The 12,380-nt window shown below is 32.4% G+C and carries 10 protein-coding genes; 9 read left to right on the forward strand and 1 reads right to left on the reverse strand.

The features are described from left to right. Positions 1-6: 6 nt before the first annotated feature. From NQQ59_RS24965 to NQQ59_RS25000, 8 genes are all read left to right on the forward strand, one after another. Complete coding sequence (locus NQQ59_RS24965; RefSeq protein WP_144219449.1) at positions 7-1,230, forward strand: glycoside hydrolase family 88/105 protein; 1,224 nt, start codon at positions 7-9, stop codon at positions 1,228-1,230. A gap of 97 nt (positions 1,231-1,327) precedes the next feature. Next, positions 1,328-2,917: a glycoside hydrolase family 43 protein gene (locus NQQ59_RS24970; RefSeq protein ID WP_144219450.1), complete on the forward strand. Its 1,590-nt coding sequence runs from the start codon at positions 1,328-1,330 to the stop codon at positions 2,915-2,917. A 7-nt stretch (positions 2,918-2,924) separates the two neighbouring features. Continuing rightward, complete coding sequence (pelA, locus tag NQQ59_RS24975; protein ID WP_144219451.1) at positions 2,925-4,925, forward strand: pectate lyase; 2,001 nt, start codon at positions 2,925-2,927, stop codon at positions 4,923-4,925. 110 nt (positions 4,926-5,035) lie between these two features. Then, the gene (locus tag NQQ59_RS24980) at positions 5,036-6,391 is read left to right on the forward strand and encodes a glycoside hydrolase family 28 protein (RefSeq protein WP_144219452.1); all 1,356 of its coding nucleotides are present in this window, start codon (positions 5,036-5,038) and stop codon (positions 6,389-6,391) included. Between the two features lie 343 nt (positions 6,392-6,734). Next, positions 6,735-7,478: a rhamnogalacturonan acetylesterase gene (locus NQQ59_RS24985; RefSeq protein WP_144219453.1), complete on the forward strand. Its 744-nt coding sequence runs from the start codon at positions 6,735-6,737 to the stop codon at positions 7,476-7,478. A 455-nt stretch (positions 7,479-7,933) separates the two neighbouring features. After that, positions 7,934-8,281, forward strand: a complete 348-nt coding sequence (locus NQQ59_RS24990; RefSeq protein ID WP_144219454.1) for a hypothetical protein — start codon at positions 7,934-7,936, stop codon at positions 8,279-8,281. A gap of 19 nt (positions 8,282-8,300) precedes the next feature. Then, entirely contained in the window at positions 8,301-8,684 is a 384-nt protein-coding gene (locus NQQ59_RS24995; RefSeq protein WP_144219455.1) for a hypothetical protein, read from the forward strand. Between the two features lie 720 nt (positions 8,685-9,404). Continuing rightward, entirely contained in the window at positions 9,405-9,581 is a 177-nt protein-coding gene (locus NQQ59_RS25000) for a histone H1 (protein ID WP_012026201.1), read from the forward strand. Positions 9,582-9,857: 276 nt separating this feature from the next. Here the strand turns inward: NQQ59_RS25000 and NQQ59_RS25005 are convergent, their stop codons facing one another. Beyond that, positions 9,858-10,898 (reverse strand): GntR family transcriptional regulator, encoded by a 1,041-nt coding sequence (locus NQQ59_RS25005; RefSeq protein ID WP_144219456.1) that lies wholly within the window; start codon positions 10,896-10,898, stop codon positions 9,858-9,860. Between the two features lie 388 nt (positions 10,899-11,286). Between NQQ59_RS25005 and rhaT the strand changes: the two genes are divergently transcribed. Beyond that, positions 11,287-12,336: an L-rhamnose/proton symporter RhaT gene (gene rhaT, locus NQQ59_RS25010; RefSeq protein WP_144219457.1), complete on the forward strand. Its 1,050-nt coding sequence runs from the start codon at positions 11,287-11,289 to the stop codon at positions 12,334-12,336. The last annotated feature ends 44 nt before the right edge of the window (positions 12,337-12,380 follow it).

Raw genomic sequence — 12,380 nt, forward strand, 5'->3', positions numbered from 1 at the left:
TTTGAAATGAAAAATAGTACAAAGAAAAGTTATTTGATGTCAGTTTTGATGATCTGCGTTATGACTATTACAAGTTGTAAAGTAACCTCTCAAGAACCAGCAAAAAAAGATATTGTAATTGGTAAAAATGCGAAATGGTCAGATAAAATGGCTTTGACCTTGATGAAACGTCATCCTGAATCTTATATGTTGGATGATGCTAAAAAGCCAAAATGGGATTATGTTCACGCTCTAGTTTTACATTCAATTGAAGAATTATACAAAAAGAATCCAGATCCAAGATATAAAGCTTATGTAAAAGGTTATGTTGATGAATTGGTACAAGCTGATGGAAGTATTAAAACCTATGAGCTTGAGAAATATAATATCGATTTGGTATTACCTGGGCGTTTGCTTTTTGATGTTTATGCCTATTCAAAAGAAGAGAAGTATCTAAAAGCATTAGAATTAATTCGCAAACAACTTACGGTGCAACCAAGAACTGAAAGTGGCGGATTCTGGCACAAGCAAATCTATCCAAATCAAATGTGGTTGGATGGTTTGTATATGGGAGAACCATTTTATGCGGAATACACAGCTAAATTTGAAAACGGAAAAAGTTTTGACGATATCGCAAAACAATTTGAGGTGATTCAGTTGAAAGCTACAGACCCAAAGACAGGATTATTGTATCACGGATGGGATGAAAGCAAACAAATGCCTTGGGCTAATAAAGAAACGGGTAACTCGCCAAACTTTTGGTCTAGATCTTTAGGCTGGTATGTAATGGCTTTGGTTGATGTTTTGGATTACATGCCAAAAGATCATCCAAAGAGAAAAGAATTGATTAAGTATTTAAATAATGCTTCTGAAGCATTACTTAAATTTCAGGACAAATCTGGATTATGGTATCAGGTTACGGATAAAGGAGGCGAAAAAGATAATTATTTAGAAGCTTCTGGTTCGGCTATGTTTTCTTATGCTTTTGCAAAAGGAGCTAACAAAGGATATTTACCAGCTAAGTTTAAAAAAGCAGCCAACAAAGCTTTTGACGGATTGACTACTGTTTTAATCAAAAAAGTTGACGAAGATGGTGGAATTACATTAACAAATTGCTGTCAGGTTGCAGGTTTAGGAGGAACGCCATACCGTGACGGATCATACGAATATTACGTAAACGAAAGAAAAAAAGACAACGATCCTAAAGCAACAGGTCCTTTTATTTTGGCAGCTTTAGAATTAAATAGATAATTGTTGATTGTTCTATTTAGAATTTTAGTCAGTACCCATATAAACCCGACAGATTTTTAAAGCCTGTCGGGTTTACTAAATGTAATTAGTTTCAAAAATGAAAAATATAAAAATCATCTTTTTTCTACTGCCCATTTTTTGTTTACAGAAAAGTAACGCACAAGTCTGGATACCCGATAATGGTGACGGAACCTATACCAATCCGATCATTCATGCCGATTATTCAGATCCGGATGTTGTTCGCGTAGGCGATGATTATTTTATGACAGCTTCTTCTTTTAATTGCATTCCAGGTTTACCTATTTTACATTCTAAAGATTTGGTAAACTGGAAAATTATTGGTCATGCTTTGCTAAAGCAGCCTCCTTTTGAAACTTTCAATAAAGTACAGCATGGAAATGGAGTTTGGGCGCCAAGTATTACGTATCATAAAAATGAATTTTATATTTATTATCCTGATCCTGATTTCGGAATTTATATGATTAAAGCCAAAAGAGCAGAAGGGCCTTGGTCTGAACCGCTTTTGGTCAAAGAAGGGAAAGGATTGATCGACCCTAGTCCGCTTTGGGATACGGATGGTAAGGCGTACTTAACTCATGCTTTTGCTGGGAGTAGAGCTCAAATCAAAAGTTTATTAGTGGTTTGTACAATGAATCCGGAAGGAACAATTGTAAATAATGATGAAGTAATGGTGATTGACGGACATGAAGGCGAAGAAACAATTGAAGGACCTAAATTTTACAAACGAAATGGGTACTATTATATTTTTGCTCCTTCGGGAGGTGTACCAACAGGTTGGCAGACTATTTTAAGATCAAAAAATGTTTTTGGACCTTACGAAAAGAAAAAAGTTTTAGAACAAGGTTCTACAAAGATAAATGGCCCACATCAGGGAGCTTGGGTTACAACACAGACAGGTGAGGATTGGTTTTTTCATTTTCAAGATAAAGGAGCTTATGGACGAATCGTTCATTTGCAACCAATGAAATGGGTGAACGACTGGCCGGTTATGGGACATGATTTTGATAATAACGGAGTTGGCGAACCGGTTACTACTTTTAAAAAGCCAAACGTTGGGAAAAAATACCCAATAGAAGTTCCTGAAACTTCAGATGAGTTTAATGAACCCAAATTAGGACTACAATGGCAATGGCAGGCCAACAAACAAATTAACTTTGGATTTCCAACCAGTTTAGGTTATCTAAGTTTATATTGTAATACAACTACCAAAAATATCTTTAATGCTCCCAATTTATTGTTGCAGAAATTTCCTGCTGAGGAATTCACTGCAACAACAAAATTAACTTTCAATTCAAGAATTAGTGGAGAATCTACGGGGCTAATTATAATGGGATTAGATTATAGTTACCTGTGTTTTAAAAATGAGAATGGTAAACTTTATCTAAATCAGAAAACGGGCACTTTTGACAAGAAAGTTTCGGAAACAGAAACAAAACCGATTTTAATAGAAAACAGTACAATTTATCTAAGGGTTAAAATTAGTAAAGGAGGAATCTGTAGTTTCTTTTATAGTTTAGATGATAAAAATTATCAGGCAATAGGAAATGACTTTACTTCCAAAGAAGGAAAATGGATTGGTGCTAAAGTAGGCCTTTTTGCTTTAGGAGAAGAAATTAAAAATGATTCTGGTAATGTTGCCGTAGATTGGTTTAGAGTAACAAAATAAGAAAAAAATGAAGCAGTTTAAAAAACAAGTAATACTATTATTTTGCCTTTGCAGTTTTGTAGTAAAATCTCAAAGTACCTATAAAAACTGGTCTGAAATTATTCGTAAAAGCGATGCGGCTTGGTTTGCTTCGGCTGAAGCTAAGAGAATAGCAGAGAATGTTTTGCTTTATCAAAGAGATATTGGAGGCTGGCCAAAAAATATCCAGATGCAACAGGAACTGTCAGAGAAACAACAGAAAGATTTAATTGCTATTAAAAAAACAGCTGTTGAAACTACCACAGATAATGGAGCAACTTGTCAGGAAATGCTTTTTATGTCCAAAATGTATGCTCAGGTAAAAGAGGAACGTTACAAGGAATCTTTTTTAAAAGGCTTAAATTACTTATTAGAAGCACAATATTCAAATGGTGGCTGGCCTCAGTTTTACCCCTTAAAAAAAGGATATTACACTCATATTACTTATAATGATGATTCAATGATTAACATTATGAATGTGATAAAAGCTGTTGCAGATCAAAACGATTATTACAGTATTAAACCTTCAAATGAAATTGTAGAAAAGTGTAAAAAAGCTTTTGAGAAAGGAATCGACTGTATCTTAAAAACACAATATAAACAAAACGGAGTTTTAACAGCTTGGTGTGCTCAACACGATGAAGTTACTCTAGCTCCGGCTAATGCAAGAGCTTTTGAATTAGCATCATTAAGTGGTTATGAATCGACAAAAATTGTTTTACTTTTAATGTCTATTGACAAACCTTCAAGGGAAATAGTGACTGCAGTTAAAAGCGCTGTTGAATGGTTTGAAAAAACGAAAATTACCAATTTAGAAGAGAAAAGAGTTTTAAATGATGCTGGAAAAATTATAGATAAAAAAATGGTTCCGGCTATAAATGCTGGTCCGATCTGGGCGAGATTTATGGATCTAGAAACCAATGAACCTTTCTTTTGTGATCGTGACGGAATAAAAAAGAAATCTATTGATCAAATTGGGGCAGAAAGACGCAATGGTTATTCATGGTACACAGAAGCACCAAAAGAAGTCTTAAAAAGATTTCCTGATTGGGCGGTTAAAAATGGTACAAAAGTTTCTTCTTCAGAAAAGAAGAATGTTACGTTAATTACTGTTGCGCAGGATGGTTCTGGAGATTTTACCAAAATTCAGGATGCCGTGTATGCTTGTCCAGCATTTCCTTATGAAAAGGTTACAATTTACGTGAAAAACGGAATTTACAATGAAAAAGTTCGAATTCCAGAATGGAACAACAATGTAATCCTTAAAGGAGAAAGCAAAGAAAACACCATTATTGCATTTGATGATAACTTCTCTAAAATAGCATTAGGAAGAAACAGTACTTTTTATACACCTACACTTTTGGTTGAAGGCGATGATTTTACAGCGTCTAATTTAACAATTAAAAATACTTCGGGAGAACGTGGACAAGCAATAGCATTATCAGTTGTTGCAAATCGTGCTAAAATATCAAATTGTAATCTTTTAGGAAATCAGGATACTTTGTATTTGTCTGGTAGAGATACTAAACAATATTTTAAAGATTGCTATATAGAAGGAACAACAGATTTTATTTTTGGAGGTGCTACGGCTTTTTTTGAAAACTGTATCATTCACAGTATCAAAAGTTCCTATATCACTGCGGCTTCAACACCTGCAGGAACAGCTTTTGGTTTTGTATTTAAAAACTGTAAATTGACTGCAAATCCAGAAGCAAAAGACGTTTATTTAGGTAGACCGTGGCGTATTTATGCCAAAACGGTTTTTATTGACTGTGAAATGGGAAAACAAATAAAACCGCAAGGTTGGGAAAATTGGTCAAAACCTGAAGCGGAAAAGAATTCTTTTTATGCCGAATACAATTGTACAGGAGAAGGATTTCAGCCTTCAAAAAGAGTAAAATGGTCACATCAGCTTTCAAAAAAAGAAGCCACACAATATTCAATAGAAAACATTCTTAAAGACAAGATTGTAAAATGGTACTCTTTTTAGTAACAGTTTTCAGTCGCAGTGATCAGTCTCAGCCTAACTGTAAACTGAGACTGCGACTGCGACTGAACACCGCGACTGCGACGAAACACTCAGAATAAAAATTAAAAAAAATGAATTTCAAATACCTCTTCATAATACTTCTTTCATGGACTTCGTTTGCACAGAATAATGATTTCCCTTCAGCTAAAGTCGATTCAATTGTAAAGCGAATTCAGATTCCTGTTATACCTTCTTATCAAATCAATGTATTGAAATTAGGAGCAAAAGGAGATTCCATTACAGACAATAAAAAAGCTTTTGATAAAGCAATGGAATTGTGCAAAAAGAATAATGGTGGAACAATTATAGTTCCAAAAGGAATTTATAAAATCAACGGGCCAATTCATTTTGTGAGCAATGTAAACCTTAAAATAGAAAAAGGAGCAAAAATTAAATTTAGCGACAATCCGAAAGATTATCTGCCAATGGTTTTAACCAGTTGGGAAGGAACAATGTTATATAACTACAGTCCATTGATTTATGCTAATAATTGCAGCAATATTGCAATTTCGGGTGAAGGAACAATCGATGGAGAAGGAGGAAAGACCTGGAAAACCTTTAAAGCAAAAGAAGGAGCCGGTAAAGAACGTAGTCGTGAAATGAACCATAATAATACGCCAGTAAGCGAAAGAAAATTTGGTGAAGGCTATTTCTTAAGACCTCAAATGATTCAGTTCTTAAATTGTAAAAACATTTTGGTAGAAAACATTCGAATAGAAAATTCTCCATTTTGGTGTCTACATCTTTTAAAATCAGAAAGTATAACCGTTAGAGGCATCAGCTACAAATCTTTAAATCATAATAACGACGGAATTGATCCGGAATATGCAAAAGATGTTTTAATTGAAAATGTAACTTTTGATAATGGAGATGATAATGTTGCTATTAAAGCAGGACGTGATCATGAGGGAAGAAACAATACAGCAACACCAAGTCAAAACATAGTGATTCGAAATTGTAATTTCAAAGGACTTCATGGTGTAGTAATAGGTAGCGAAATGTCAGCTGGAGTGCAAAATGTCTTTGTAGAAAACTGTAAAACATGGGGATTTTTAAAACGAGGTATTTATTTAAAAACCAATGCAGATCGTGGAGGTTATATAAAAAATGTATTCGTTAGAAATCTAAAATTAGATGAAGTAGAAGATTGTTTGTATATCACTGCTAATTATCATGGAGAAGGAAAAGGGTATCAATCGGATATATCCAATGTACATTTTTCAGATATTTTCTGTAATAAAGCTTTAGAATCAGGAATTGTTATTCAGGGATTTCCAGACAAAAAAATTAAGAATATTTCTTTAAAGAATATTGAGATCAAGTCGGCTAAAAATGCATTATCAAATGAAAACGCCGAAAATGTTTTAATGACAGACGTTTTTATAGGACAAAAAGCAAGTGTACCTACAGCAGTTTCGAAACCGTAGGCAAAGAGACAAAGAGACAAAGAGGCAAAGATGTAAAGATGTAAAGATCTTTTTTAGAGGCGCATTGCAGTGCATTTAGCACAAAGAATATACATAGCTAATCGCCTTCTAGTCAAATAAAATAAAAAAGAAAAACTTAGCGTCCTCTGCGTAACCCTATGCGGTAAAAATATAAAGTATGCAAATTAAAATCTGAATAATCTGCTAAATCTGCGAGAGTAAATTTCGCACACTCCCGATAGCTATCGGGATAAAAAGATCAAAGCAGATATAGCAGATTTTTAGAATAAAGCTGCGCAAATCAGCAAAATCAGTGTGATACAAAAAATTAAACCACAAAAAAATGAAAAAATACATTCTACTAACACTCCTAATTACCTCATTAGGTTTTGCACAGAAAACAACGTTATACTGTATTGGCGATTCAACAATGGCCAACAAGAAAGATCCCGATAAAAATCCTGAACATGGATGGGCGCAAGTATTACAATCTTTTTTTAAAGATAATATAGCAGTAGTAAACAAAGCACAGAATGGAAGAAGTACCAGAAGCTTTATCAATGAAAAACGTTGGGACTCGATTTATAACAAACTAAAAAAGGGAGATTACGTTTTTATAGAGTTCGGACATAATGATGAAAAAATAGAAGACCCAAGCCGCTATACCAATCCACATACAGCTTACCGTTATAATCTCATTCGATTTGTAAAAGAAACCAGAGAAAAAGGCGCAATACCAATTTTATTGACCTCTATTTCTAGACGTAACTTTAATGAAAAAGGAGTACTGGTTCCGACTCACGGAGATTATCCTTTAGAAACTCGTTTGGTAGCACAAGAATACAAAGTGCCTTTTATTGACTTAGAGTATTATACAGAATTATTAGAACAATCTTACGGACCAGAACAATCAAAATTACTTCATTTACATTTTAAGGCGGGTGAAAATGCTTATTATGATAAAGATAAAGCTGATGATACGCACCTATCTTTATTAGGAGCTACCAAAATTGCACAAATAGTGATTGATGAGATTAAAGAAACTAATGATCCTTTATTGAATGGTCTAAAAAAGGGTATTAAGTAAAAAATATAGACTATTATTTTAATAATAAGAAAAATGGAGAGAATGTATATTCTCTCCATTTTTTTTGGAATATATTATACTGTTGTTATAAGTTTTCTTTTCATGTAAACCTCTGTTAGTTATTGAAAAATAAGGTTGTTACGCTTTTTTTTCTTTGTCTAGTAAGTACTATATATACTTGAAATAAATCCTTTTTTCATGACTTATAAGTATATTTTCTTCTTCAATTTGAATCTTGTTTTTATAAGATTTGTCTTAATCTATAAGTTTAAAAACTTTTACAGGTAAAAATAAAGGGTATTTGAGGGGAAATTTGCACTCTGAAAATAAGTTTTTGATTATGAGTCTGTTGTAGGGAATCTTGTGAGATTTTTTTCTACACTGTAAAAAATCTTACGAATAATCATTCTCTTATAGTAAACGAAAAAATTAAAACGTATAATAATTGAAAGGTCATGAAAAATAGATTACTCCCATTATTTGTCGCTTTAGGATCTTACTCTGCTTACTCGCAAGTAGGTGTAGGGATAGTAGAGCCAAATTCTTCTGCGCAATTGGATATTACTTCAAGTACTAAGGGACTTTTGATTCCCCGAGTTTCTTTAACAAGTAGTACCGATGCTACAACTATTAAACCAGGTAATGTTGAAAGTTTGCTGGTTTTTAATACTGCTATTGCAACAGATATTACACCAGGTTACTACTATTGGTACAACAATAGATGGAACAGAATAGCTGTTTCTGGAGAAGGAGGAGGCAATTCTGGAATTGCAGCTGGTGATGGAGCGCCTGGAGCTAGATAATAAAGGGATCTTTTTAAAAATGTTTAAAAGAAAATTAAAAGCTGATTTTGATTTTTTCGAAAAATCGTTTTTTGATAATAGTGAAGACAAGATAAAAGAATATGATAGAATTGTTTATGTAGTCTATGATAAGAACGAGCTGTTGGGATTTCTACAGGAAAATAAAAATGCAAATGTTTTAGTTTGTTTATTTGACAAGCAGTTCTATACAAGTCTGTCTTTTTTACAAATAATGAACAATTTGATATTATTTGATGAATGTAAAACAAGCAGGGAAATTTTTAAAGAAATCAAAGCTTTTTTTAGAAAGAAATTAGATTCCAGAAATGAGAAAATTTCATTACAAAATGCTAACATAATGCAGTTTCCAGAATACTACAAAGCTATGTATTACCTACTATAACTTTTCGGTGTACTTATTTTGAGTAATATGCACCTCTTAAATGCAGGATAAGAAGCAATTCTTATCCTGCATTCTTATTTAGAACTTTGTAAGTTGCTTCAAATTAAGTTCTTTTAAGTTTTGATTACTTTAGGAATTAAGCTCAGACAAAGATTTTATTGATTTTTCCTTTTTTACTAATGATGTAATGAATTTGACGAAGCAATTTTCAATTTAGATAATTTTCAAATTTAAATAATTGTAATAAGAAGTTATGCGGATGTTATTGGGAGAAAGAACAAAATGTTTTCCAAAGTAAGACTATTAAATTAGAAGAGTGGGCTGCTGAATCTGTCAAAACTATACTGAATAGAGGTGCTGTAAATGGCTTTGTTTTGAAGATTCTCGCCTTAAACTAGGTCTTACTAAGACTATTTTTTCCTTTTAAGGCAATTTTTCGATGTAAAAACATCGCAAATAGAAGTACTTTCAGACAAGATTGTAGAAAACTTTGTTTCCTGTGGAATACTTTGTACAGTGCGTTAAAATGACTAGTTTAGAGATGGGATGAGAATAAGTGTTTGAAATTGAATTTGTTGTGTTTGTTGGTTTGCCGAGAAATTAAGAAGTCAATTTATTGTAAAGAAAATGAATGAAAAACTGCATTAAATTTAACAGCAAATTTGTTGTAACTATCACACAAACTTTTATTTTTGTGGCTTAATTTAACAATATATAAGCATGAAAGATTTATTAGTAAAAATCAACGCCGAAATTGAAACATTTAAAGCAGAAGCTGAATCTTTAACTGAAAAAGGTATTAAAGCTGCAGGTCCAAGAGCACGTAAAGCTACTTTAGAAATCGAAAAACTTTTAAAAGAGTTCAGAAAAGTTTCTATCGAAGAATCAAAAAAATAATTTTCTTTAGAGAAAGTAAAAACCTCGCTGAAAAGCGAGGTTTTTTTATGTCTTTATATAATGGAAATTATGGGTGTAAAAGTGGAGATTTTACCGCAACGCAAAGCACGCAAGGATTTTTATTATATTTTGTAAGTGTAAAAGTTCGCAAAGCTATTTGAGTCTCTCTTAACTCAATTAGATGTCAATAAAAAAAGCTTTTTAATTCTGCGCTATTTCTTTTGCCACAAAGAATAGAAAACTTAGAAGCTTAGAATCTCAGAACCTAAACACCTTTTAAATAGAATTTCTATCAATAAAATTAAAAGGCACTTTAACATTCCCTTTTTCTTTATTGAGAATCATTCGGGCAGCTGTTTCTCCCATAATATTAAAGTCAGTAGACATTACTGTAATACCTAATAATTCTTTAAGAGGCGTATCGTTATAAGAAATCACTCCAATCTCTTTCCCTAAAATGTATTCTTCGTCACGTATTTGTTTCACTAAATTGACCAAGTCAGATTCTTCAATGGTAATGAATAAATCTCCTTTTTTAAGGATCATATCATCGTAAACTTCACTTAGAATCTCAAAATTGATTTCGTGTTCGACGCAAAATTTTCTGAATCCGTGTAAAATTCTTCTTGGGTAAGGATAAACGGCTTTATCCGGATAAACCAAAATTAGGCGTTTGTATTTGTTTATTTTAGAAAGACCTTCTTTTAAGGCGTTGTAAATATCGTTTTCAAAATCCTGATAAATTTTAATGACATCATCTCCAGTTCCTAATTTGATGTTATCAAGAATGACCAGTTTTTCCTGTGGTATACTTTTAATGGCATTTACAACTTCATCCGTAAAACTTAAATGTTTTAATTCATCTGTTTTAAAATGCGTTGTGATTACATAATAATCATAAGCCCCTTCAAATTTATCTAAGATGTTTAAAAATAGTGTTTCATCACAGTGGTAAATTTGTAAATCTACGTGTGCATTTGCTCCAAGAGTATTAATGAAGGAACTATATGTTTTCATTTTATAAGAACTCAATTTATTGGTCAGAAACAAAATATTTACTTTAGATTCCAGTTTTGTTCTTGTAATATAATAGCCCTTTCCTCTGATGGAAGAAATAATTTTTCTTTCTTTTAAAATATTATAGGCCTTTTCGACAGTATCGCGAGACATATAGAATTCTTCGCTGAAGCTATTAATAGAAGGAATTTTTTGGTTGATTTTTAAATTTCCGTTGGCAATGTTTTGAAGAATAGAGTCAACAATCTGCTTGTATTTTGGTACTCGTGAATCTTCGTCTATTTTAATAAGTTTAATCATGATGATATATGGAAATTTGTTTCATATTTCAATGAAACCCATTTTTAATTCTAACTTTCTTTAAAAATCTTATATAAAGAAAAATAACTAACAGTTTAATTGTTTTGCTTTGAATAGAAGAAAACTAAATTAAGTTTGTACTATTTTTTTTATAATTTGCCAATTTTGTCCTCGATAAGGATTTAATAATTACGAAATCGATTGCTAAAATAGCCATTTTAAATTTATTTATCCAATAATTAGAGATTGTTATTTCTAATATTATCCTCTTTTTAACAAAAAAGCACAAAAAGCATAAAGGATAGTACAGGACAGTTTTGTTTTCTACATTTTTTTATTTTACAAAACCAAATTACTAACGGACTAACCACAAACTAAAAAACATTAAATGGAATCATTATTAGGAATCATTTTTCATTCTATCGGAGGATTTTCTTCAGGTAGTTTTTATATGCCTTTTAAGAAAGTAAAAGACTGGGCTTGGGAAAGCTATTGGCTAGTAGGAGGATTTTTCTCTTGGCTGATTGTTCCGCCGCTTGCAGCTTACTTGACGATTCCAAATTTTACCGAGATCATCGCAACGGCTTCTCCATCAATTAAATATTTTACTTTTTTAATGGGATTAATCTGGGGAATTGGCGGTTTAACTTATGGTTTGGGCGTTCGCTATTTGGGAATGTCTTTAGGAAACTCAATTACATTAGGATTCTGCTCTGCGTTTGGAGCTTTAGTTCCTTCAATTTATTATGATATCGTTCCAACAGAAGGCAAAATATCATTCTCTCACATGCTTTCTACTTCTGGCGGACAGTTGGTTTTATTTGGAGTTGTAGTATATCTAGTAGGAATTGCAATTTCTGGGAAAGCTGGAATGCTGAAAGAGAAAGATTTCGCTACAGGTCATGAAGACAAAGACAAGGATTTCAATTTAGTAAAAGGTCTAACTGTAGCTGTGATTTCAGGAATTTTAAGTTCATTCTTTAATTATGGAATAGAAGCTGGGAAATCAATGGCGGAGCATGCTATAGTTAATGGAGCGAATCCTCTGTTCCAAAACAATGTGACTTATGTTGTTTTGTTATGGGGAGGACTTACAACCAACTTTATATGGTGTCTCTATTTAAACTTTAAAAATAAAACAATTAAAAATTATACAGATAAATCTACTCCGATAACCAAAAATGTTATGTTTTCTGCACTTGCAGGTACAATGTGGTTTCTGCAGTTCTTCTTTTACGGAATGGGAGAGAGTAAACTAGGCAATGGTGCCAGTTCATGGATTCTGCATATGGCAACCATTATTCTGACAGCAAATTTTTGGGGATTTTATTTAAAAGAATGGAAAGGGGTTTCTAAAAAGACAATAAGAACTTTTTTCTGGGGGATCGGGCTTATTATGCTTGCGATCGTTTTGGTAGGAATTGGTAACTCATTATAAATAATACAAGAAAATAATATAAGTATATGTCGAATACAAAAACA

This window comes from Flavobacterium panacis (assembly GCF_024649945.1).
GTDB classification, from domain to species: Bacteria; Bacteroidota; Bacteroidia; order Flavobacteriales; family Flavobacteriaceae; genus Flavobacterium; species Flavobacterium panacis.

Coding starts and splice junctions, on each gene's coding strand:
- NQQ59_RS24965 (WP_144219449.1), top strand. CDS start 7: ATGAAAAATAGTACAAAGAAAAGTTATTTGATGTCAGTTTTGATGATC.
- NQQ59_RS24970 (WP_144219450.1), top strand. CDS start 1,328: ATGAAAAATATAAAAATCATCTTTTTTCTACTGCCCATTTTTTGTTTA.
- pelA (WP_144219451.1), top strand. CDS start 2,925: ATGAAGCAGTTTAAAAAACAAGTAATACTATTATTTTGCCTTTGCAGT.
- NQQ59_RS24980 (WP_144219452.1), top strand. CDS start 5,036: ATGAATTTCAAATACCTCTTCATAATACTTCTTTCATGGACTTCGTTT.
- NQQ59_RS24985 (WP_144219453.1), top strand. CDS start 6,735: ATGAAAAAATACATTCTACTAACACTCCTAATTACCTCATTAGGTTTT.
- NQQ59_RS24990 (WP_144219454.1), top strand. CDS start 7,934: ATGAAAAATAGATTACTCCCATTATTTGTCGCTTTAGGATCTTACTCT.
- NQQ59_RS24995 (WP_144219455.1), top strand. CDS start 8,301: ATGTTTAAAAGAAAATTAAAAGCTGATTTTGATTTTTTCGAAAAATCG.
- NQQ59_RS25000 (WP_012026201.1), top strand. CDS start 9,405: ATGAAAGATTTATTAGTAAAAATCAACGCCGAAATTGAAACATTTAAA.
- NQQ59_RS25005 (WP_144219456.1), bottom strand. CDS start 10,898: ATGATTAAACTTATTAAAATAGACGAAGATTCACGAGTACCAAAATAC.
- rhaT (WP_144219457.1), top strand. CDS start 11,287: ATGGAATCATTATTAGGAATCATTTTTCATTCTATCGGAGGATTTTCT.